The sequence below is a fragment of the Salinicoccus siamensis genome, from assembly GCF_055391965.1.
The window spans coordinates 1538679-1561086 of record NZ_AP043765.1 but is presented as its reverse complement, the minus strand read 5'-3'; the positions used below and the strand labels follow the sequence as shown (position 1 = coordinate 1561086).

The 22408-nt window shown below is 46.6% G+C and carries 27 protein-coding genes; 21 read left to right on the top strand and 6 right to left on the bottom strand.

Annotation, left to right across the window (positions count from 1 at the left end; all coding sequences use genetic code 11):
- Positions 1 to 27: 27 nt before the first annotated feature.
- The gene (locus tag ACZ5LF_RS08025; RefSeq protein WP_380571766.1) at positions 28 to 921 is read right to left on the bottom strand and encodes a COX15/CtaA family protein; all 894 of its coding nucleotides are present in this window, start codon (positions 919 to 921) and stop codon (positions 28 to 30) included.
- A gap of 310 nt (positions 922 to 1231) precedes the next feature.
- Here ACZ5LF_RS08025 and cyoE point away from each other — a divergent pair, with 310 nt between their 5' ends.
- From cyoE to ACZ5LF_RS07980, 9 genes are all read left to right on the top strand, one after another.
- Entirely contained in the window at positions 1232 to 2152 is a 921-nt protein-coding gene (cyoE, locus tag ACZ5LF_RS08020) for a heme o synthase (RefSeq protein ID WP_380571764.1), read from the top strand.
- A 31-nt stretch (positions 2153 to 2183) separates the two neighbouring features.
- The gene (coxB, locus tag ACZ5LF_RS08015) at positions 2184 to 3314 is read left to right on the top strand and encodes a cytochrome c oxidase subunit II (protein WP_380571762.1); all 1131 of its coding nucleotides are present in this window, start codon (positions 2184 to 2186) and stop codon (positions 3312 to 3314) included.
- A 2-nt stretch (positions 3315 to 3316) separates the two neighbouring features.
- Entirely contained in the window at positions 3317 to 5233 is a 1917-nt protein-coding gene (locus tag ACZ5LF_RS08010) for a cytochrome c oxidase subunit I (protein WP_380571760.1), read from the top strand.
- Positions 5233 to 5859 carry a cytochrome (ubi)quinol oxidase subunit III gene (locus ACZ5LF_RS08005; RefSeq protein ID WP_380571758.1) on the top strand — a complete coding sequence of 209 codons (627 nt, stop codon included), beginning with the start codon at positions 5233 to 5235 and terminating at the stop codon, positions 5857 to 5859. The genes ACZ5LF_RS08010 and ACZ5LF_RS08005 overlap by 1 nt, the downstream gene beginning before the upstream one ends.
- Position 5860: 1 nt before the next feature.
- Complete coding sequence (locus ACZ5LF_RS08000; RefSeq protein WP_380571755.1) at positions 5861 to 6202, top strand: cytochrome C oxidase subunit IV family protein; 342 nt, start codon at positions 5861 to 5863, stop codon at positions 6200 to 6202.
- Between the two features lie 127 nt (positions 6203 to 6329).
- The gene (gene ctaG / locus ACZ5LF_RS07995; RefSeq protein WP_380571752.1) at positions 6330 to 7283 is read left to right on the top strand and encodes a cytochrome c oxidase assembly factor CtaG; all 954 of its coding nucleotides are present in this window, start codon (positions 6330 to 6332) and stop codon (positions 7281 to 7283) included.
- A gap of 75 nt (positions 7284 to 7358) precedes the next feature.
- Complete coding sequence (locus tag ACZ5LF_RS07990) at positions 7359 to 7760, top strand: DUF420 domain-containing protein (RefSeq protein WP_464759838.1); 402 nt, start codon at positions 7359 to 7361, stop codon at positions 7758 to 7760.
- A gap of 89 nt (positions 7761 to 7849) precedes the next feature.
- The gene (locus ACZ5LF_RS07985; protein ID WP_380571749.1) at positions 7850 to 8377 is read left to right on the top strand and encodes a transposase; all 528 of its coding nucleotides are present in this window, start codon (positions 7850 to 7852) and stop codon (positions 8375 to 8377) included.
- Positions 8378 to 8572: 195 nt separating this feature from the next.
- Positions 8573 to 9412 (top strand): IS3 family transposase, encoded by an 840-nt coding sequence (locus ACZ5LF_RS07980; protein ID WP_380709640.1) that lies wholly within the window; start codon positions 8573 to 8575, stop codon positions 9410 to 9412.
- 100 nt (positions 9413 to 9512) lie between these two features.
- On the opposite strand, the gene ACZ5LF_RS07975 is transcribed toward ACZ5LF_RS07980, so the two are convergent.
- On the bottom strand, positions 9513 to 9869 hold the full coding sequence (locus ACZ5LF_RS07975; protein ID WP_344701204.1) for a YugN family protein: 357 nt from the start codon (positions 9867 to 9869) through the stop codon (positions 9513 to 9515).
- A gap of 142 nt (positions 9870 to 10011) precedes the next feature.
- Between ACZ5LF_RS07975 and ACZ5LF_RS07970 the strand changes: the two genes are divergently transcribed.
- Positions 10012 to 10455: a YlbF/YmcA family competence regulator gene (locus ACZ5LF_RS07970; protein WP_380571746.1), complete on the top strand. Its 444-nt coding sequence runs from the start codon at positions 10012 to 10014 to the stop codon at positions 10453 to 10455.
- Between the two features lie 44 nt (positions 10456 to 10499).
- On the opposite strand, the gene ACZ5LF_RS07965 is transcribed toward ACZ5LF_RS07970, so the two are convergent.
- Entirely contained in the window at positions 10500 to 11420 is a 921-nt protein-coding gene (locus tag ACZ5LF_RS07965; protein ID WP_380571745.1) for a glycerophosphodiester phosphodiesterase, read from the bottom strand.
- 86 nt (positions 11421 to 11506) lie between these two features.
- Between ACZ5LF_RS07965 and ACZ5LF_RS07960 the strand changes: the two genes are divergently transcribed.
- Positions 11507 to 11770, top strand: coding sequence for a DUF2129 domain-containing protein (locus ACZ5LF_RS07960; protein WP_380571744.1), 264 nt, complete (start codon positions 11507 to 11509; stop codon positions 11768 to 11770).
- Positions 11771 to 11774: 4 nt separating this feature from the next.
- Here ACZ5LF_RS07960 and ACZ5LF_RS07955 read toward each other — a convergent pair whose 3' ends face one another.
- The gene (locus tag ACZ5LF_RS07955) at positions 11775 to 12149 is read right to left on the bottom strand and encodes a DUF7147 family protein (RefSeq protein WP_380571742.1); all 375 of its coding nucleotides are present in this window, start codon (positions 12147 to 12149) and stop codon (positions 11775 to 11777) included.
- A gap of 57 nt (positions 12150 to 12206) precedes the next feature.
- Between ACZ5LF_RS07955 and rsmD the strand changes: the two genes are divergently transcribed.
- Together rsmD and coaD are read left to right on the top strand one after the other, a co-directional pair.
- Positions 12207 to 12752, top strand: coding sequence for a 16S rRNA (guanine(966)-N(2))-methyltransferase RsmD (gene rsmD / locus ACZ5LF_RS07950; protein ID WP_380571740.1), 546 nt, complete (start codon positions 12207 to 12209; stop codon positions 12750 to 12752).
- The gene (gene coaD, locus ACZ5LF_RS07945) at positions 12749 to 13234 is read left to right on the top strand and encodes a pantetheine-phosphate adenylyltransferase (protein ID WP_380571738.1); all 486 of its coding nucleotides are present in this window, start codon (positions 12749 to 12751) and stop codon (positions 13232 to 13234) included. The genes rsmD and coaD overlap by 4 nt, the downstream gene beginning before the upstream one ends.
- Here coaD and ACZ5LF_RS07940 read toward each other — a convergent pair.
- Positions 13221 to 14357 (bottom strand): nucleotidyltransferase, encoded by a 1137-nt coding sequence (locus tag ACZ5LF_RS07940; protein WP_380571736.1) that lies wholly within the window; start codon positions 14355 to 14357, stop codon positions 13221 to 13223. The two genes, coaD and ACZ5LF_RS07940, sit on opposite strands and share 14 nt — an antisense overlap.
- A gap of 134 nt (positions 14358 to 14491) precedes the next feature.
- On the opposite strand from ACZ5LF_RS07940, the gene ACZ5LF_RS07935 reads away from it, so the two are divergent.
- On the top strand, positions 14492 to 15007 hold the full coding sequence (locus ACZ5LF_RS07935) for a YceD family protein (RefSeq protein WP_380571734.1): 516 nt from the start codon (positions 14492 to 14494) through the stop codon (positions 15005 to 15007).
- Between the two features lie 2 nt (positions 15008 to 15009).
- Positions 15010 to 15183: a 50S ribosomal protein L32 gene (gene rpmF / locus ACZ5LF_RS07930; RefSeq protein WP_380571732.1), complete on the top strand. Its 174-nt coding sequence runs from the start codon at positions 15010 to 15012 to the stop codon at positions 15181 to 15183.
- Between the two features lie 66 nt (positions 15184 to 15249).
- Here the strand turns inward: rpmF and ACZ5LF_RS07925 are convergent, their stop codons facing one another.
- Positions 15250 to 15714: an N-acetyltransferase gene (locus ACZ5LF_RS07925; protein ID WP_380571729.1), complete on the bottom strand. Its 465-nt coding sequence runs from the start codon at positions 15712 to 15714 to the stop codon at positions 15250 to 15252.
- A 114-nt stretch (positions 15715 to 15828) separates the two neighbouring features.
- On the opposite strand from ACZ5LF_RS07925, the gene bshC reads away from it, so the two are divergent.
- The 6 genes from bshC (at position 15829) to mraY (ending at position 22408) form a co-directional block, all read left to right on the top strand.
- On the top strand, positions 15829 to 17412 hold the full coding sequence (gene bshC / locus ACZ5LF_RS07920) for a bacillithiol biosynthesis cysteine-adding enzyme BshC (protein ID WP_380571727.1): 1584 nt from the start codon (positions 15829 to 15831) through the stop codon (positions 17410 to 17412).
- Positions 17413 to 17544: 132 nt separating this feature from the next.
- Entirely contained in the window at positions 17545 to 17976 is a 432-nt protein-coding gene (gene mraZ, locus ACZ5LF_RS07915) for a division/cell wall cluster transcriptional repressor MraZ (protein WP_380572129.1), read from the top strand.
- Positions 17977 to 17987: 11 nt separating this feature from the next.
- Entirely contained in the window at positions 17988 to 18917 is a 930-nt protein-coding gene (gene rsmH, locus ACZ5LF_RS07910) for a 16S rRNA (cytosine(1402)-N(4))-methyltransferase RsmH (RefSeq protein ID WP_380571725.1), read from the top strand.
- An 11-nt stretch (positions 18918 to 18928) separates the two neighbouring features.
- Positions 18929 to 19300 (top strand): cell division protein FtsL, encoded by a 372-nt coding sequence (ftsL, locus tag ACZ5LF_RS07905; RefSeq protein WP_380571723.1) that lies wholly within the window; start codon positions 18929 to 18931, stop codon positions 19298 to 19300.
- Between the two features lie 106 nt (positions 19301 to 19406).
- On the top strand, positions 19407 to 21434 hold the full coding sequence (locus tag ACZ5LF_RS07900) for a penicillin-binding transpeptidase domain-containing protein (RefSeq protein ID WP_464759836.1): 2028 nt from the start codon (positions 19407 to 19409) through the stop codon (positions 21432 to 21434).
- 11 nt (positions 21435 to 21445) lie between these two features.
- The gene (mraY, locus tag ACZ5LF_RS07895; protein ID WP_380571719.1) at positions 21446 to 22408 is read left to right on the top strand and encodes a phospho-N-acetylmuramoyl-pentapeptide-transferase; all 963 of its coding nucleotides are present in this window, start codon (positions 21446 to 21448) and stop codon (positions 22406 to 22408) included.

Below are 22408 nucleotides of genomic sequence, written 5' to 3'. Positions count from 1 at the left end.
TTATGATTTCTGTTTACAACCACCGTATCACCTGGAGCGGTACAGTAGGAGTATGAAGTAGCAGAGCAGTCCGAACAGCAACGTGATGAACAGGGCATGCAACAGGGCGATGAAAATGTTTACCAGCGTGAATACGCTGAGCATGCCGGTGGTTGCCTGCAGTAGTACAAGTACGAATGCAATAATCCAGCCATATTTCAGGACTCTATATTTGCTGTAGTGCTTAAGGACATGAAGCATGATGATGAAAATCCAGATGATGATGACCCCGGCCAAAACCCGGTGCCCCATCTGCACCCATTCGTAGAATGTGTCAGCCCATAGCTTATCGGGACTACAGTGCGGCCAGCTCAAACAGGCAAGTGATGAGTCGGTATGCCTGACCAGGGCGCCGCTGTATACAACAAGGTAAATGTAGATTGTCAGAAATATGGTGTGATATCTGAGATAAGGTCCAATGACTAGAGTTTGCGCCTCAAACTTCTGATCGACTTCGAACACGAGGAGCGTCAAGAGGAAGACTGATGCAAAACTGATCAGTGAGATCCCGAAATGGGCTGCAAGTACGAAGTCATTCTGGCCCCACATCACAGCTGCAGCGCCAAGGAGCGCCTGGATGATGATGAAGGCGATACTCAGGCCGACAAGGAATTTGGTTTCTTTTTTATGGGCCATCAGCTTAAGGGCCATAAAGCTCAGTACACCAACCAGTATGATCGCGATACCAGATACACCGCGGTGGGCAAGTTCTATAATCGTCTCGATTGGCCAATCGCTCGGGATGATACGCCCGTGGCATAGGGGCCAGGACTGGCCGCAGCCATCCGCGGAGCCTGTTTTGGTTACCAGAGCGCCGCCTATCTGAACGAACACCATCGCAAGTGTGGTGATGACAGCAAGTATTTTTAAGTTTTTATACAATGGTAACACCTCTATAGCTCGTATGCTGTTAGTAGCCACAAGTATTCAATATATATGAAAGAACTTGTCTTCGCAATCATTAATATTTTTAATTGCTCTTAACAATTCTAGAATATATGGTAAAATCGATTATGTACAACAAACAACTATTCCCAGTATAAAACATATTCGGAATAAGAATGTGGCACATTGATGAACAATTTTTGAACAATATAAAATGTAACGATTTTATTTCAAAAATATATAGTAAATGTGTCATGTTTAATTTATCATTATTTGTAATGTATCTGTGGTGAAAGGAGGCGTATGAATGCAAAATGATGTATATGGTAATGATGTGCATCATGGTAATAGGGCGATGACCTATAAGGCGGTCAAAACTCTTGTCAAGGATGGTATAATCAAAGCGAATTTGATTCCGGCCTTTGCTGCAGGTTTTCTGGCTGTCATGTACTACAACCAGTCTTTCTTCTCGAATGTCCCGCTTCTGCTGCTGATGGTTGCAGCGACTGCTCTTGTGATAGGCGGTGTAGCTGCACTGAACAACTATTATGACAGGGACATAGACATGATCATGGAATCGAAGCAGTCCCGTCCGAGTGTAGATGGCACTTTCTCAGGGCGAGACATACTGTACATAGGATTTGGATCATTCATCATTGGAGAAATACTTCTTTTCATGATCAACATGACTGCTGGAACACTTGGATTGATCGCTGCTTTTGGATATGTAGTCGTCTATTCCATTTATGCGAAAAGGCATCTGGTGTCGAACACCGTCATCGGGTCGATACCCGGGGCGATGCCGCCACTCATCGGTTGGGCAGTAGTAGACCCTGGTCTGCATGTGCTCGCCTGGGCGATGTTCGTTGTCATGTTCCTCTGGCAGCCTCCACACTTCTATGCATTGGCTATCCGAAGAAGCGAGGAATACAGTAAAGCCAGTATACCGATGCTTCCATCTGTGAAAGGAAACCGCCGGGCTAAGGCGTCAATCATCTTCTGGGTGGCGCTGCTACTGTTTACTCCGCTCATGATGACGGAACTTGGGCTATGGTTCGTGATTCTTGCGACCGCACTGAACATCACCTGGTTAGTCATAACATTGAACAAGTTCCGCCCGGCCAAAGATGATTACCGCCATGCCGGCAGGGTCTTCATCTTCTCGTTGAATTACATCATCATTTTTTTCGTAATGATCATTGTTGCCGGCCTATTAGGGAATTTTTAAAAGCTCAAGTATGAAAGAGAGGTCTATTTAAATGAAAAATCGTTGGATGAGCGCCAAATGGATTGGTCTTATCGTTTTCCTGGCGGCTTTTGCTTCCGGGTGCGGGAAGAATCATCTCAGTACGCTGAGACCAGCCGGTGAAATTGGACAAGAGCAATTCTATTTGATGGTGTTGTCTATAGCCATCATGCTACTCGTTGTAGTATCAGTCATAATCCTATTCTCTTTCGCAGTGCTGAAAAGCCGCAGAAGTAAATTAGGTGAAGACTACAAACCAAAAGATGTGGCTGGTAACCACGTATATGAAGTGATCTGGACTTCCATCCCAATTTTGCTCATCATCATCCTTGCAGTACCAACAGTCTACCTGGTCTTCAAACAAGGTGATGTCCGCGGCATGGAAAATGAAGATGGAGGAATCAATACAGAAGAGACAATCGTCAATGTCACCGCCAATCAGTACTGGTGGGAATTTGAATATCCCAACGAGGAAGTCGTAACAAGCCAAGAGCTTGTGGTACCTACCGACAGGAGAGTTTACTTCAACCTTAAGGGAGGCGACGTTAAACACTCATTCTGGGTACCGGCTGCCGGTGGTAAGCTGGATACGAACGTAGATGGAATCAACAGCTTCTATCTGGTGTTCGATGATGACAGTGCCGAAGAGTCCAACCGTCTCTTCTACGGAAAATGTGCGGAACTTTGCGGACCATCCCACGCGTTGATGGACTTTAAGGTAAAGGCATTGCCGGAAGAAGAATATGATCAATGGCTCGCTGACATGAAGGCTGTTGAGGAACCGGCCCAAGCATCGACGGACGATGCGGCTGAAGGCCAGGAAATCTTCAACAACTCATGTATCGGCTGTCACGCAGTAACACCGCAGGGCGCGGGTGCTGTAGGGCCTAACTTGGCGAACTTCGGAGACCGCGATCTCATCGCAGGCTTCCTTGAACATAACGAAGAGAACCTTGTCGACTGGATCAAAGATCCGGAATCCTTCAAACCAGGAAACAAGATGACGGATCAGTATGATCTGTCAGATGAAGAAATCGATAAGGTAGCGTCTTATCTGATGGAACTGAAAGTTGAAGAAGGTTCCGGAGATGTTGAATCTCTGAGGGAAAAACCTGAAGAAGATTCAGAAGAGGGAGGTAACTAGTAATGGCAACTACTGCTAAAAAGAAAGGCTTCGGTTCCGTAATCTGGGAATATATGACTACGGTTGACCATAAGAAAATCGCAATACTTTATTTGATTGCTGGTGGCTTCTTCTTCGTACTTGGCGGTATTGAAGCAATGCTGATACGTATTCAGCTCGCAGTACCGAACAACGACTTCCTATCTGGAGGATTGTTCAACGAAGTCATCACAATGCATGGTACCACCATGATATTCCTGGCTGCCATGCCACTTTTATTCGCATTTATGAACGCTACTGTACCTTTGCAGATAGGAGCGCGCGACGTCGCGTTCCCATTCCTTAACTCGCTCGGTGTATGGCTGTTCATATTGGGTGGTATATTCATCAACCTATCATGGTTCCTTGGTGGTGCGCCGGATGCTGGTTGGACAAGCTACGCATCCCTATCCATCGACTCGCCGGGACACGGTATCGATTTCTACGCCGTTGGACTGCAGATTACAGGTGCCGGAACGCTGATATCCGGTATCAACTTCGTAACGACAATCATCAATATGAGGGCACCGGGTATGACATATATGAGGATGCCGTTGATGACATGGACGACATTAGTTGCATCAGTCCTGATCGTCTTTGCATTCCCACCGCTCACAATCGGTTTGTTCCTGCTCATATTTGACCGTATGTTCGGCTCCAGCTTCTTCCTGGTGGAGACGGGTGGTAATACGATAATCTGGGAGCATCTATTCTGGATCTTCGGACACCCTGAAGTTTATATCCTGATTCTTCCTGCGTTCGGGATATTCTCAGAAGTGTTTTCCACATTCTCCCGGAAAAGGCTGTTTGGGTACTCAGCAATGGTGTTCTCTACGGTACTTATCGGATTCTTCGGATTCATGGTATGGGCGCACCACATGTTTACAGTAGGTCTCGGACCGACTGCAAACGCCATATTTGCTCTTGCTACGATGGCGATCGCTGTCCCTACCGGTGTTAAAATATTCAACTGGATACTGACCATTTGGGGCGGTAGCATTGAATTTACGACACCAATGCTCTATGGACTTGCATTCATACCGACTTTCGTCATGGGTGGTGTAACTGGGGTTATGCAGGGTGCTGCACCAGCAGACTACCAATACCATGATTCCTACTTCATCGTTGCGCATTTCCACTACGTCATCGTCGGTGGTGTGGTATTCGGACTGCTTGCAGGCCTCCACTACTATTGGCCTTTGATGTTCAGTACAATGCTCAGTGAGAAGCTTGGAAAAATCACCTTTGTACTTTTCGTGGCTGGATTCCACATTACGTTCCTGATCCAGCACTTCCTGGGTCTTTGGGGAATGCCAAGACGTGTGTTCACATACCTTGACGGGCAAGGATATAACACGGCAAACATGATTTCCACGATAGGTGCTGTAATGATGGCAATAGCAGTTGTAGTACTTGTCATCAACATCATCATCACAGTAGCGAAGAACAAACAAGTTGGACGCGATCCATGGGGCGACGGCCGTTCACTCGAATGGTCACTGCCACTACCTGTGCCGTACTACAACTTTGCACAGATTCCACTTGTCCGCGGAATGGATGCTTTCTGGATTGAAAAGGAAGCGAACGATGGCAAGATGATGCCGGCAGAGTCACTGGATGACTTCCATATGCCTAACAATTCAATCCTGCCATTTATAATGTCACTTGGTCTTTTCATCGCTGGTTTCGGAGCGCTCTACTTCGCTTCCGGTAAAGAATGGGCAATCTCGGCAGTTTCAGATATGCCGCAGCATCCTTGGGCGCTTTGGCTTCTAATTATCGGACTCGCCATCACTGCTGGCGCGATGATTACACGTTCACTTAAGGACGATCTTGGTTATTATGTCACTAAGGAAGAAGTATTAAGAGATCTTGAAGAAGAAGAAAGGGGTGCGAAATAATGGCTCACATGGAATATAATGTACCCAGTGAAAGATGGCCTGTCCATCCGGAAACTGCGACGCTTGAAGGCAAGAACAAGTTTGTCGGATTCTGGATTTTCCTAGCAGGTGAGACTGCGCTGTTCGCATCTCTCTTTGCAACCTATCTCGCATTGAAAGATTCAGTTCCAGGAGACGACCACCTTCTGGCTGCTGAACTCTTCGCTTTGCCGCTTGCTTTCGTCATGACGATGTTCCTCCTGACTTCATCGCTTACAAGCGTGTATGCGGTCTACCATATGAGGAACAACAACTTTAAGCAGATGCAGTTGTGGCTTGCCGTTACTGTGTTGCTTGGACTCGGTTTCCTATCCCTGGAAATTTATGAGTTCGTAGAGTATGTACATCTTGGACATACATTCAGAACCAGTGCATTCGGTAGCGCCTTCTACTTCCTGCTTGGCACGCATGGTTTCCACGTAGCGATCGGTTTGGTCTGGATCACTGGTCTCATCCTCCGCAACGCCAAGCGAGGCCTATCAGTCTATACGGCGGCTAAAGTCAATACAGCTGCACTTTACTGGCACTTTATCGACGTTGTGTGGGTATTCATCTTCACAATAGTTTACTTGCTGGGAGTGATGTAATATGGCAGAAATCAAACAGGAACCGCTGTCCAAGTCGAAGCTTGAGTATTTGCGCACTCAACGTACGAAAGAGATGCGTCAGCAGATGGTCTCTTTCGGTATGATGATCTTCCTGACCTTTGTTGCATTTGGAATGGTGGCAATGGATCTTGATTCAAGATTTGTCATCCCGATCGTGCTGTTCATGGCTGTAGTACAAGTTATTCTTCAGTTCTACTACTTCATGCATATGAAAGATAAAGGTCACGAGTTCGCTAAACTATTCATCATGACAGGTATGTACTTCGGTATTGCGTTCGTTGTAACTTTCCTATATATCACTTGGATTGGAAGCCCAATCTAAATAATAAAGGCCGGCGTATATGCCGGCCTTTATTTTGTCATTATATTGTCATGCACCCACCTTGCCTTAAGGCTAATCGGAATCTATAATTAACAGTAAGTGATATTAAAAAAAGGGATGATCCTAAATGGACAATTTATCATCTATATCTATATTCGGTTTCGTTGCCAACTGGAGTCCGTACTATTTCAGTTTCGTTGTATTTATGACTGTCGTCTATTTTCTGTTGACAAGAAAGTGGTACAGTAATTTTGAAGGCGGACGCCCATCCACCAACAGGGAGGCAACGACGTTTGGCATTGCCATGGTACTGCTCTACACGATGTATGGCTCACCAGTCGATATTCTAAGCCACATCCTATTCAGTTTCCATATGCTGCAGATGGCTTTTGTATTCTTACTGATAGCGCCGCTCCTATATTTCGGTGTGCCTGCTTATCTTTGGACATATTTCGTTAACTTGCCGGGCTTCAGGCAATTTTTCGCGATTGCCAAAAAACCTCTTGTACCGCTGATTCTATTCACCGGGATTTTCTCGGTATACCATCTGCCGATCGTCCTCGATTACCTGAAACAGGAGCCAATCCTACATGGATCATTTAACGTGCTGCTGTTCATGTTGGCACTGCTCATGTTCTATCCGGTCTTCAACAAAGTTGAGCCCGAGGAGAAGCATATGGGGGGATTGTTCAAACTCCTTTATATATTCGGCATCGGGGCGTTGTTGACGCCTGCATGTGGTCTAATCATATTTGCCGAAAATGCAGTGTATTCAACATATACCGATGGTGACGCATGGCTATCTGCCATGGAACTATGTGTACCTTCAGGTGTGTTGGATGGACTGAAGGGGCAAGGACTCATCTCTGGGCCCGAGTACTTCACAAACGCTTCACCACGGATGGACCAGCAGACAGGTGGAGTGATCATGAAAGTGCTTCAGGAAATCTTCTTCGGTTTCATGCTAGGCCACCTATTCTTCAAATGGTATAGGGATGAGCGTAAAGACGAAGACGAAGTAACGCGTCGTTCGATTGAAGAGGCGCGTCTGCAAAAAGAACTTTTCAACCAATACAGATAACAGAGTTAGGAGCGTCTTATTGTGCACATATTACCTACATTAAGCACATTCTTCATCATCTTAAGTGCCATCTTCATGGCTATTGGGATAAGCAGAGTCAAAAAAGGTGAAGTGGAGGCCCACCAGAAGATGATGACATTGGCAGCTACGAGCGCATTGCTGTTTTTCATCATCTACGCTTCAAGGACGGCCTTCATAGGGAATACGGCTTTTGGCGGTCCTGAAGCGCTGGTGCCCTATTATACAGCTTTTCTCATCTTCCATATTACCTTGGCGACAGCTGGTGGTCTGCTAGGTGGAATACAAGTCTACTTAGGTTACAAAAATAAATTATCGAAGCATAGGAAGCTAGCCCCATGGGCGTCGACCATCTGGTTTGCAACAGCCATCACGGGAACCATGGTATACATTATGCTATATATCCTGTATCCGGGTGGAGAAACGACTTCACTGATCAAGGCAATTCTGCAGGGATAAAATAAAAAAGACTGGAAGCATTATGATCTGACCCCCTCCAGGTTTACAGATGAAATAAAACATCTGTAAAACCTGGAGGGGGTTCTTTTATGACTGACAAATATTATTCATTTGAAGAAAAGCTGAGAATGATTCAGGAAGTGAGGGTAGGCATCAGTCCAAGCCATATATCCACAAAGCATCAGGTGTCTGTGGAGACACTTAGAAAGTGGCGGATAAAGTATGAGAAGCATGGTGCTGAGGGATTAAAGAAACGGGACAGAAATAGAACATATACCCGCGGCTTTAAAGAAATGGTCGCAAAAGAATATATGAATGGAATGCTCTCCACTCACGAACTCGCACACAAATATGACATACCGTCGAAAACAACTGTTCGGAATTGGATTATACGTTACAATAGTGGTGAAGAAATAAGAACGACGAGAGCGGGGGCTTCACCAATGACCAAGGGACGGAAAACAACGTACGCAGAACGGGTTGAGATTGCGCAGTATCATGCACAGGGGGATATCAGTTATCGCGAACTTGCCGAAAGATTCGAGGTGAGCTACCAGCAGGCCCGGAACATTGTTGTGAAGTATCAGGAATATGGTGAAGCCGGTCTTGAGGACTGACGCGGAAAAGGAAAATCAGAAGACCAGCTCACTGAGACGGACCGCTTGAACAGAGAGATTTCCATGCTCAAAGCAGATAAACGAAAGCTTGAGGTGGAGAACGCCCTGCTAAAAAAGTTGGAGGCACTCGAGAGGGATTAAAATACAGCCGGGTTCCCAGTCAAACGCTCCACACTGCCATCACTACGTTGCATAATGAAGGCTATTGCCATCTCTGAATTATGCCATACGGCAGGCATCTCAAGACAAGCGTATTATCAATATCAGAAACGCCCCGTGCCACACGCTGAAGCAGAGAATGACACAGTGGCCAGTGCGATTGCCGAAATCTATGTCGAAACGGACGGCATCTATGGCGATCGTCAGATGTGCCATGCGGTCAACAAAGCCTTGAGGACGGGGTATAACAGGAAACGCATCTATCGGCTGATGACACGGATGGGCTTGAAATCGGTGACCCGGATCAAAAAGAAACAATACGTCCCCCACACACCGCAACAGGTCGCTGAGAACGTATTGAACAGAGAGTTCCACGCAGCCCATGTGAATGAGAAATGGCTCACCGATGTGACTGAATTCAAAGCGCTGAACGGAGAGAAAGCCTACTTGAGCGCGATCATCGATCTGTACGACAACAGTATTGTGGCCTACAAATTCAGCCGTGCAAACAATAATCAGCTTGTTTTTGATACATTCACTTCTGCGATTCACAAGCACCCGCAGGCAACGCCGCTTGTGCACAGTGACCGTGGCTTCCAGTACACCTCCTACGGCTTTAAAAAGATTCTGGATGTCCAGCAGATTCAACAAAGCATGTCCCGCGTCGGAAGATGCATCGATAATGGCCCGATTGAAGCATTCTGGGGAAAAATCAAATCGGAACGGTTCCACATCAGACGCAAGCAGAAGTACTATGCGGATTATCAAACAATTATAGAAGACATTACACGCTATATTGAGTTTTACAACCACCACAGACCGCAACACAAATTCAAGGGATTGAGTCCGCTGGAATTCAGGGCATTGGCGGCATAGAAAAGCGCCTGAGAATCTCCATTCTCAGGCGGGAAACATTTATATTATTTCATCTGTCAACTTGATAGGGTTCAGATCATTCAATGCTTCCAGTCTTTTTTTAGATGAGGCTTTTCAGTTCATCAGCAATTGTACGGATCTTTTTGACAGCGTGGTCGACCAGTCGTTCAGGGAAGTGTTCGTCGCTTCCATACTCAACACCCGTAGGGTAGTAGTGTTTACCCATATATGGATCCATGAGCTGGAGGACAGCGTTTCTTGCACCAACATCACCTTCCACGGCATATCCAGGTATGCGGAGATAGTAGATGCCTTCAGGCACTTCATACTTATAGTCGAAAGTCATGCGTTCATAATCCCATGACCCTCCAAGCACTAGACCGTTCTTGTTCATTACATTCTGTAAGATATCCTGAGACACGATCATCGTCTCAAGAGTAGAATTTTCAAAAACCATGAATTTTCCTCCCTAAACATTTTTACCATTAATCTAATTTTAATCTATTCCAAGTATAGTTGCAAATGGTATTTATACAGACCCTGAAAATTGGTGGCAGCCCCCAGCACCATTGTGATACTATGTATGGGAGGTGTTCAATATGACGACAGATATAGAAATGGAAGTAATGGATCGAATAGACCATTTGAATGCGATGGTCCGCGAGACCGATATATATAAATATTATTGCCGATACAGTAGATTGCTCGAAGAAGACACCGAGGTCGCTGCGCTCATTTCCGAATTCAACAGAATGAAAGTGGATTTCGAGGAAGTCAGCCGTTTCGGCAAATATCATCCTGATTTCAGTGCGAAGCGCCGTGAGCTCAATGATTTTAAAAAAACGCTTGATATGCACCCGGTAGTGATGGAATATAGACGGGCAGAGTTCCAACTGCAGGAAATGCTGGATGAAGTGCTTTTCCATATCAGTTCCAGCATCAGCGATCATGTCAATGTGGTCAGCAGCAACCCGTTCTTTTCGATGGCCAATGAATCGGGATGTGCAACAGGCGGCAGTTGTGGCTGCCAGACAGCAGGCTAGAATAAAAATGAGGGTTCCCCCGCTTCGGGGGAACCCTCATTTAATCAGTAACGCTGTTTCAACAGATGGCTGCTGATGTCCGGGTAGTCTGTGACGATTGTATGGGCACCTTTTTGAATCAGTTCATCCATCTGATCCATTTCGTTTATGACCCAGTAGCCGACTGCGACATTCAAGCTTTGGAGGTATTCGATGAATCCCTCTTTATCAAGCGGGATATTGTTGTGCTTTGCCGGCATCTGTAATGTGTCGGCTTTCGGATTGAATAAGTGGCCGAAGCCGCTCGCATAGGCCAAGTAGGCATTGCGTACCTGATCTTCGCCGGCACCAAGTGCGATATCGTCTCCTGAATAGAGCCTGAAACGATCGATCTGATCATCATAGAAGCTCGTGATGAGTACTCTGTCACTGGCGTCCGACTCATCAATCAGACGATAGAGCAGGCTTGGTATCAGACTACCCTCATAAGTATCCGGATCATCTTTGATGTCTATGTTGATGAGCATATCGGGATATTTCTTGAGGAGTTCCCTAAGTGTCATGATTTTGGCTTCATCGCTGCCCCTGTATGGGTGGCTGCCTTCTGCATCTCTGAAATGGTAGCCGAAATCGAGTTCCTTCAGTTCGTCCAGAGTCAGCTCACTGATACGGCCTGCACCATTCGACGTACGGTCTACATAGACATCATGGAAGACGACAATTTCTTCATCCTTGGTCATGCGGATGTCAATTTCAAACCCGTCTACACCAAACTCAGCAGATTTGTTGAATGCTGCAACTGTGTGTTCCGGCGCAAGTCCCATACCGCCGCGATGCGCGAGGATATAAGGTGAGCGATGCCTGAAGTATGGCTTGATGTCGCGGATTTCCTGCTCGGATGTCAATTTTGTGCCGATCCACAGGCCACCGACCGCTCCGCCCGCTAATCCAATTGTTGTCAAAAGGCTTTTTGTACATTTCTTCATGATTACTGCCTCCAGTTATAGTTTCATTTAAAACTTCTCATTTACATGGTATCATAACTTTATAAAATTTTATAAGGTGGGGTAATATGCTTGAGAAACGCATCGGCATATATATTTATTTTAAACAAAATAAGTTCATCCGACAATTGAAACGGCACGGCCACCTGATATATGTAAATAAAGATAAGAAGTATCTACTTCTATATATATACGAATCAGAGCTTGACCAAACCATTCAGACATTGAACAGCCTGAAATACGTCGAAGATGTCCTTGTGTCGGAATATCCGCACATCCAACGGGAGTACAACGCTGAAAACTATGAACCTAAAGATTACCGCGTCATCTGATACATCAGGTGAGCGGCGGTATCAAGTTGTTCAACCTTAAGACGCCGGTGATATATTGGAAAAACTGCTCTTTATCGTGGAAGTCCTCCGGATCGCGCGTCTTGAACTCAATGACGGACAGGTCATGCGCCGTACACCATTCGGATATCATTTGATACTTCCTGCCGGAACCATCTTTATATGGTACACCCTGATAGATGGTATATAGGGCCTGGAAATTCCCCCGGACAGGCTTCATCACTAGGACGAATGTAGCAGGCCGCTCATCCGCATGAAGGAATATGCCTTTATCGATCCGGTGATGGTTATGTTCTATGATGGCTTCGAGTTCAAATATATCCCCGTAGCCTTCTCCAAGTACAATGAATTTTTGCATCATTAATCAGCTCCCGATTCCATTTTAAATGAAGGATTAAGGGAAAGAAAGGAATCACCTATGAGAATAATCAGCGGCAAATATAAATCAAAGGCAATTTCGACTTTGAAATCGCAGGATACAAGGCCTACGTCAGACAAGGTGAGGGAGAACATCTTCAATATCCTCGGTCCGGTAGAGGGGAGGGTGCTCGACCTGTTTGCAGGAAGCGGGGCACTCGGCATCGAGGCGTTGAGCCGTGGTGCTTCTTCCGCCATGTTTATAGACGGAGCGGGCGACGCAGTCAAGATGGTGAGAAAAAATACGGATGAGCTGGATGAAGATGTGGAAATCTACAGGAATGATTACCGGCGCGCCCTGAAAGCGATGGCCAAACGCGACCGTCAGTTCGATCTCATTTTCCTCGACCCGCCTTATCACAAGGGAATGGCCGAGGAGGCGCTCATGTACATAAAGGAGCTTAAAGTGTTGGATGCAAGAGGACGTATAGTGGTCGAGACACATAAGGATGAAAGATATGCAGAAGAAGGCTATACGAGCATCAGGGAAGCAGTATACGGTACGATTCGAATCAATATACTGAAGAAAGAAGGAGGACAATCATGAAAAGAATTGCAGTATGCCCCGGGAGTTTTGATCCAATCACATACGGCCATATCGATATTATCGAAAGGGCGAGTCGAATATTTGATGTAGTCTATGTCTCCGTCCTGAAGAACTCTGCCAAGGAAGGACTATTTACGCCACAAGAGCGAGTGGAGCTGATCAACGAGGTGACGAAGGGTCTGCCGAATGTTGAAGTGCGCATCTTCAACGGACTGCTGATCGATTTCTGTGAGGAAGTGGAGGCACAGGCAATCGTGCGGGGCTTGCGTGCCGTCAGTGATTTTGAATATGAAATGCAGCTGACTTCCATGAACAGGAAATTGAACAGTACGATTGAGACGATCTATATGATGACCAACAACAACTATTCATTCATTTCCTCCTCAATGGTCAAGGAAGTCGCGAAGTACGGCGGCAAAATAGAAGATGTGGTGCCACCGCAGGTGGAATCGGCACTGCGGGGCAAATTCAATCCTCAATGATGACGGGTGTGTTGTAGTCGTTGTGCTTTGAGCCACTGAAAATATTATGGACATCAGTCGCCGTTATCTCATTTTGGATGTGATGGCGGTTGGTGCTGTTTACATTGGTGATGATCTCCAGGTCTTGGGATAGTGTCTTCAGGTAGGCCTGCCCATGCCTGTTCATGGCGAGCACCCTGACAGCCTGCGGCAAGGAATAACCTTCCACCTTTGTACTGGTCAGGTTGAAGAGGATGTAGAGCATCAGGCGGTTGAGGCGTGTGCGTGTATATCGTTTCGTTTTGACATCCTCCAGGAATGATGCGTAAGTCGAATGTCTCCTTATCCTGGAAATCAGCCTATGTTCGAGACCTTCGGTCATCGTGTAGATGTTGCGCAGTTCTTCCGGTGTGCTCCTATGGATCAGGAGTTTCAGTGAAGGGAACAGGACTTCATTGGTCAGGGGGCCATCTTTGTGGATCTCCTGTGCAAGTGTGGCGGGCATGAAACGTGATGCACCTTCTATATTACCTTCCCAAAGGGCATTCCTCAGGCTGGTTGCGCTGGAGAAGCGCCGCTCGGACAGGGCAGGGTCATTATAATCATTGCCGACCCTTCTGATTGTATGGGGGGTTATATCCGATTGCAGCTTTTCCAGGGCTTTCAAGTAGGACAATCCGAGAATATCATTGGCCCCTTCAAACAACTCCGTCTGCAGCGATGCAGCGAGGGCTCTTGGATAGCTGTAGCCTTTCTTCTGCAACATCTGCATGGATGAACGGATGTCTGCGTCTTCCATCAGGGATTGCAGCCTCGACAATTCCGCAATGTCACCCGATTCGCTGCCAAAGACGATGTTATCGCTCTTCAGCAGCTTCGCAATGTGGACGCCGCCCAACGCAAAATCATCTGCAAAGCTGACGGCGTTGATGAACGGCAATTCGACCACAAGATCGACGTGCCCGATTGCAGCTTTCGCCCTTTTGAATTTATCCGTCACTGCAATTTCACCACGTTGCGTGAAATTCCCCGACATGATGGCAATGGTGACATCGGCTCCGGTCAGACGCTTCGATGCCTCAATATGATGGATATGTCCATTATGAAAGGGATTGTACTCTGTAATCAAAGATGTGATAATCATAATAGTGCTCCTTTCCATTCGATTCCATTGTATCAGAAATGGGGCAGAATCATTAGTGATGTTAAGAAAAAAACTTGACAGAGTACTGTTAGAAAGGTACAATATTTTTTGTGCTCATAAGAGGTGAAAACTATATGAGATGGTCATTGACGCAACTGAAAAAGTTCAATCAGGATTCAATCGCTGTAAACGAAAAGGTCCAGTTTAAAGAGATGACGGATCGGAAAGATGTCACTTCAGTGGACGAAGTGTCCGTCGAAGGCGTCCTTCATGTCCGTAATCGCCAGATCATGGCTGATTTAACCATAGAGACGGTGGTCAATATGTTGGACAGCCGCACAAGCGAAGATATCCAAGTGCCGCTTCACATCGAAGCGGAGGAGATTTTCGACGAGGATGTGGAAGAGGCGGATGATCTCGCTGAAAATGTTCATCCAGTGACCCACACTTTAGATCTGGAACCGATCATCAAGGAACTCATCATCGTCAACATACCCTTTGTCATCACCGAAAGCGATGAACCGCTGAGCGGTGGCAATGAATGGTCCGTGACTGATGAAGAGACTTTCGAGAATGAGCGGGCGAGCGTGGATCCAAGACTATCAAAGCTAAAATCACTGTTGGACGACAGTGATAACAAGGAGGAATAGAAATGGCGGTACCAAAGAGAAGAACCTCGATTACGCGTAAAAGAAAACGTCGTACCCACCTGAAGCTTTCTGTACCAGGCATGGTAGAATGTCCAAACTGTGGAGAAATGAAACTTTCCCACCGTGTATGTAAAGAATGCGGCAGCTATAAAGGTGAAGAAGTTACAGCTAAATAATTGATTTAGAAAAAGACGCTGGCAATTTTGCCAGCGTCTTTTTCATGGGGCCTATGGAGTTTGCCGCTATTGGAGATGGAAGCCTTCCGGATACCAGATCAGGGGGTCTTCCGCCATATCCCTCTCGATATCATACTTCAGCGTTTCGAAGCCATGGGCTTCGAAGAAGCCACGTGAATTTTGGCGGCTGATGGCTTTGATTGGAATGCCGTAGTCTTTGGCGAAGTCGATGAGCTTGCTGCCGTAGCCGCGGCCCCTATATTTCTCGAGCACTTCCAGCTTCCATATCACCATGTAATCATGCGGTGGATCGAATATGGGCTGATGATCATCTTCTTTTCGGTAAAGGCACATGCGCGCAGCCAGCGTGTCGCCTACGTAGATGCCAAAGAACGGTGAGTCTGTATTGGCATCCATGATATTGCCTTCCAGCTCTTTTTTCATCTGCAGTTCCTGCGCACCATACTCACGGAATTTTTTGAATTCTTCTACTGTCTTATAGTTGATTGCCAGATGCTTCACTTCTGTCATTTTGCATTCTCTCCTTTTCTTTAGTATAGTACATTTCTTTGAAACCGTTCAATTGTTTTATATCTTCATAATATTTATAATCAAGTTAGCATTAGAGTGAGAAGGGGTCGAATTATGGAAATTGAATGTTTGAATTACACACAGGACGATTTTACACACCGGTTCGCCGGTAGGGACAGACAGACGCTGTCCTTCTATCAAAACTTGACCTATGATGAAAAAAGTATAGAAAAAGTGATGGAAAGATCAATTCATCCGCATACAGGCAAGCTTGCCGATATCATGGCCGAAGGTATGGCACCCTATGGTCTGAGCGACAAGCAGGAAGATAACCTTAGACGCCTCCGGGAAGGCGCCAGGGTCATCGTCGGCGGTCAGCAGGCAGGCCTTTTCATGGGTCCCAGCATGATCATGCATAAAATGCTCACTTTGCTTGTGCTGGTTGAAGAAGTGAAGAAAAACTACAACTATCAGGCAGTGCCGGTCTTCTGGATAGCAGGCGAAGACCATGATTTTGAAGAAGTGAACCATACGCATATCTATGATCATACCCATAGACGCCGGCGCAAAATCACCTATAAACCGAATCTGACGGTGCCGATGAGTCTGGGATTCTACAGATATGACCCAAGTGCAATGAAAGACACTCTCGATCGTATAGTGGAGGGGTGCGGAGATTCAGGTTACCTGAGGGAGAAAAAGTCAGAGATAGAAGCGATGATTGAACAAAATGAGTATTGGACTGAACTGTTCCACGCGCTCGTCCATGATGTCTTCGCGGATGCAGGATTGTTGATTTTCAACTCCCATGATGAAGCGGTGAGGAAGCTTGAAGCACCGATGTTCAAAAAGATGATAGAAAATCATGAAGCCATCGATGCAGCATTCAGGCAGGGGCAGCAGGAATTCATTGAAGCGCATGACCTATCCCCAACAATCGACACTGAAACGAATGTGCATCTATTCTCCGGCTCACGGACGACGCGTACTTTATTAGACCAGCAGGGCGGCAGCTACCTGACTGATAAGGGTACGCTATCCAAGGATGCGTTACTTGAATATCTTGAGCAGGATCCTGCCTCATTCAGCAATAATGTCGTAACAAGACCGCTTATGCAGGAAATGCTATTCAACACCCTCATATTTGCAGGGGGCGGCGCAGAAGTGAAGTATTGGGGCGAGCTCCACAAAGTGTTTGAAGTGATGGATATCAACATGCCGATCGTACTAAAGAGAATGGAGATCATCCATGAGGACATGAGGCTCAACAAACTTCTCGATAAATACGGATTGGAGGTTTCAGAGAATCTCGCAGCAGATGCCGAAGCTAAAAAGCAGAACCTGATCGAGTCCGCAACAGATACCACTTTCCTCGACGAAGTGGACAGCATAGCCGATCATCTGGATACGGATTACAGCCGCTTGAAGGATAAGGAGGGCCGTGAAGCCCACCGTGATCTGATTGAGGCCAATCTGAAGGTGCACAAGAAACAATTGAGTTACCTGAAACGGCGGTACCAACTTGAAGTGAAACGTACTTTGCGCAAGGAATTGAATGATCTGGAAGAAATATCAGAAAGGCTGATGCCGGGCGGATCGCTGCAGGAACGCATCTATCATCCGTGGATGTTTCCGATCGATCTCGAAGTGGGGCGCCTCGCCTATACGACGCAGCTTACAATCATCAAAGGCATCTAGAATATTGGACGGTCTTCATTTTTATGAGGACCGTCTTTTTTATTGTGTCAAATTAATTGGAGTGGAAAGCACATTATTTGTGGTACATAGTGGGGAGATGTGGTAAATTATTTGTATAGGCGAGGTGATCAGATGTTCATGGGAGAGTTCAAGCATCAGCTTGATGCTAAAGGACGCTTGATAGTGCCAAGTAAATTCAGGGACGAACTCGCAGGACATTTCATCATCACCCGAGGCCTTGATCAGTGTCTATTTGGCTACCCTCTCGATGAGTGGGCCCAGATGGAACAAAAAATGAGTACTTTGCCGCTTACCAGGAAAGACGCCAGAAAATTCATGAGGATGTTTTTTTCGGGCGCTGCCGAAGTGGAAGTGGACAAGCAGGGGAGAATCAATATCCCCGCTAACTTGAGGGAATATGCTGGATTGAAAAAAGAATGCACCGTCATCGGTGTTGCCCATAGGATTGAAATTTGGGATACGGATAAATGGACATCATTTTATGATGATTCAGAAGCCCATTATGAGGATATCGCAGAAGAATTGATTGATTTTGACTTATAGGATGTGAGGGTATGTTCAAACATGACACCGTTCTATTGAAAGAGACAGTGGATGGGTTGAATATACGCCCTGACGGCACATATATCGACGCCACTTTGGGTGGCGGAGGCCATAGTGCCTATCTCTTGGAACAATTGACCACGGGTCATCTATATGCTTTTGACCAGGACTCCTGGGCAATAGAGAACGCACAGGAAAGATTTAGAGGAAACGACAATATTACACTTATCCATTCCAATTTTGAGAATTTGAAAGCGGAACTGGCGAAATTCGACGTCAGTAGAGTCGATGGCATAATGTATGACCTCGGCGTTTCAAGTCCGCAGCTTGATGTAACTGAACGGGGATTCAGCCACTCCAGGGAAGCGCGACTCGATATGCGCATGAACCAGGATCAGTCGCTTGATGCCTATGAAATCGTAAATACATATTCCTACAGCCAGTTGGTAAGCCTCTTCTTCAGATACGGAGAAGAAAAATTTTCGAAAAAGATAGCTAGGGAGATAGAACGCACCAGGACTGAGGCGCCTATCGAGACCACTACACAATTGACTGAAATCATCAAATCCCAGATCCCCCATAAATTCAGACGAACAGGGGGGCATCCAGCCAAGCGGATATTCCAGGCACTCAGAATAGCGGTGAATGATGAGCTTGGGGTATTTGAAAGGTCACTCGAAGCGGCGATCGACCTCCTTAATAAGGATGGGAGGGTATCCGTCATCACATTCCATTCCCTGGAAGACAGAATCTGCAAACAGATGTTCATGGAATATGAAGCAGGGCCCGAACTGCCGCGTAATATGCCCGTCATCCCGGAAGCCTACGAACCTGTATTGAAACGGGTGAACAAGAAGCCAATCACTGCAGACGATGAAGCGGTGCTCGATAACCCGCGTGCGCGCAGTGCAAAATTGAGAATTGCTGAGAAGCAGAAATAGGGAGTGATAACATGGCAGTAGAACATTATCAGCAACCCCTGTCCCAGCCCGGCAGCCATAGGGAGCAACAGCCTGCTACTAAAAGAAAGCGACGCGTCGTCGGCCTTGGAAAAATCGAGACGCTTACCTATCTCGTTCTTTTTGTTCTGATCGCAACTGTTGCGATATACGTCTTATCACTAAAGATGGAGGCCCATACCGTCCAGACGCAGATTACCCAAATCGAAAGTGAAACGGCAATCAAGGAAGGCGAAATAAGTGAGTTGAAGACGGAGGTCACAGATCTCTCGTCCTACGATAGGATTTATGAAAAAGCAAATGAACTTGGACTTGACCTGGATAATGGAAATGTAAAGGTTGCTGAGAAGTATGGCAAGAATTAGAATCAAGCTACGAAATACAACAAAAACACTATCTGTTGGCGCGCTCCTAATCTACCTGGGTATAGGAGTGCTTTTTGTTTGTATATTTTGGCAGTTCAGCTATTTGATGATAGGCAAATCCCTGGATGATGAAGATCTGGTCGCCCACGGCGAGGAGAAATTCTCACGCACCTCACAGATAGAAGCGGCGCGCGGGCGCATATTGGATCGTGACGGCAACGTTCTGGCGAGCGATATGGAGGCGTATCGCATTGCCCTGATTACGGACTCCAGCTACTCGAACCACGTCAGCGATCCTGAAGCTGCTGCAGAGAAGATTGCAGAAGTCATCGATATGGATGAAGATGAGATCGAAAAACGCATCAAAGAAGGTATAGAGGAAGAGCGTTTCCAGATTGAGCTTGGCAAAGAAGGACGCGAATTATCCTATAACGATAAAAAGACCCTCGAAGAGGCTGAGATTCCCGGCATCGTCTTCATCGCCGAAACGAAGCGGTTCTATCCGAATGGCGATTTCGCCTCACACCTCATCGGCTATGCTGAAAAGAATCAGGATACTGGTGAGTTCGAGGGATCGCTTGGGATTGAACGGGCGTACGATGAGAAGCTGAAGGGTCAGGACGGCGGACTCGACTACCTCAAGGACCTATGGGGGTATATCGTACCGGGGACTGACAGCGTTGCCGAAGCGAAGAATGGCTCGGATGTCCAACTGACGATCGATTCGAACATTCAGATGTATCTTGAGGATTCCCTCGATACGATGGAAGAACATTTTGAGCCTGAGGAGACTTTTGCGGTCGTGGCAGATGCCAAGACTGGAGCAATTCTCGCAAGTGGCCAGAGACCGTCATTCAACCCGAGGACCCGGGAAGGGTTTGGAGAGAGCTGGCTCAACATGCTCTATCAACATTCATTTGAACCCGGTTCGACCTTTAAGGTGTTCGGTCTGGCGGCAGCGATTGATTCTGGAGTCTATGACCCGAATGCAGTATATGAATCCGGATCATATGATGTCGACGGCCATACAATCTACGATTGGGAGCCCGAGGGCTGGGGCGATATCACTTATAATGAAGGGATGCAGTACTCCTCAAACGCCTTGATGATGATCCTCCAGGAAAAAGTGGGGGAAGATAAGATGCTCGAATACTACAAGGATTTCGGCTTTGGGCAAGTGACAGGCTCAGAATTCCCGAATGAACAATCAGGAACCTTGGCATGGGATGCTGAACTGCAGAGGAAAACGACCTCTTTCGGGCAGACCTCTACTGTGACACCGATACAGATGATCCAAGGCATGACGGCGATACTCAATGGCGGCAAAATGAAGAAGCCATACATCGTCGAATCCATCACTGATAGTGAGAGCGGTGAAGTGATCGAGGAGAATGACGAAACTGTCGTGCGCCAGGTGATATCGGAAGAAGCGGCAGATAGGACACAGGATGAAATCAATACATTCGTCGGAGGGTCGATGGAACGTAATCCGCAATACCTTCTCGAAGATTATGAAGTCGCAGGGAAGTCAGGCACCGCCCAGGTCATCGATCCGGATGGGGGTGGTTATCTGAAGGGTGATTATCAATTCCTGACGTCCTTCATCGGGTATGCACCAGAAGACGACCCTGAAGTCATCGTCTACTATGGCGTCAAGCTTGCCAGCAAAAATAAATCGGATACATGGGATATTGGTGTAATGCCCGGCTTCAATCCGCTTATGGAGCGGACCTTGAAATATCTGACGGTCGGCGAAGAAGATGGGGAATCGCCTGAACCAGTAAAGATAGAAGATTACACCGGCAAGATGATCTCCGATGTGCCCGCAGCGGCAAATGATTCTATACAGACGATCATATTGGGAGAGGGCGAAGAAGTAGTGGACCACTACCCAAAAAATGATAAACTGTTACCGTATGAAACATTTTTCATCAAAACTGATGGACAGCTGAAGATGCCTGATTTGACGGGGCTTTCAAAGAGGGAAGTCATCATGTTCGGAGATTTTGCCGGAATGGATGTAACCGTAGAAGGTGAAGGGTATGTCAATGGACAATCGATCGACCCGGGCATCGTTTTAGAGGATGGACAGGAATTAAAAGTCACCCTGTCGTCCAACGACCCTGAAGACTAGAGGAGGATATCATGGATTATTTATTTTTAATATCCGCTTTTATATTGACGACGGTACTCGTTCCCGTAACGATACCGTTGCTTAAGCGGATGAAATTCGGACAGTCGATACGTAAGGAAGGGCCAGAGAGCCATCAGGTCAAAACGGGCACCCCGACCATGGGTGGCCTTACATATCTAATTCCGGTAATCATATTATCGTTGATTGCGCTTCTATTTGTGGATGACACATACAAGATGCTGGTCATGATCATCGTGACCATCGGATTTGGGCTCATCGGATTTATAGATGACTACATCATTGTCGTAAAAAAGGACAACCGGGGCCTATCTTCAAAACAGAAGTTCCTTGCACAGATTGTGCTATCGGTGATTGTCTATTTCATTATGACCCAGGCTATTCCGGATATAGAAACAGCCTTGCGCATTCCAGGAACAGATTGGACACTGCCCCTTGGCGTGCTGTTCGTCGTATGGATTGTGTTCTGGCAAGTTGGATTTTCAAATGCGGTCAACCTAACAGATGGCCTCGACGGATTGGCGACAGGCCTCTCAATCATTGCATTCTCAAGTTTCCTGGCTATAGCGTGGGTACGGGAGGAGACGACGCTCGTCATCTTCCTGATGATACTGATCGGCGGATTGCTTGGTTTCCTTCTATACAATAAATATCCGGCAAGGCTGTTCATGGGGGACACTGGTTCGCTCGCCCTCGGGGGCATCATTGCGACAGTATCCATCGTACTTAATGAAAGTCTGTTGTTGCTGCTCATTGGAATCATGTTCGTCATCGAAACTGCTTCTGTGATGATGCAGGTGGCATCTTTTAAATTGACCGGGAAAAGAATTTTTAAAATGACGCCTATCCACCATCATTTCGAACTCAGTGGCTGGAATGAATGGAAGATCGTCATCGTATTCTGGACGATTGGTGCTGTTGCAGGCATCATCGGCGTCCTGCTGGGGGTGGCCTAG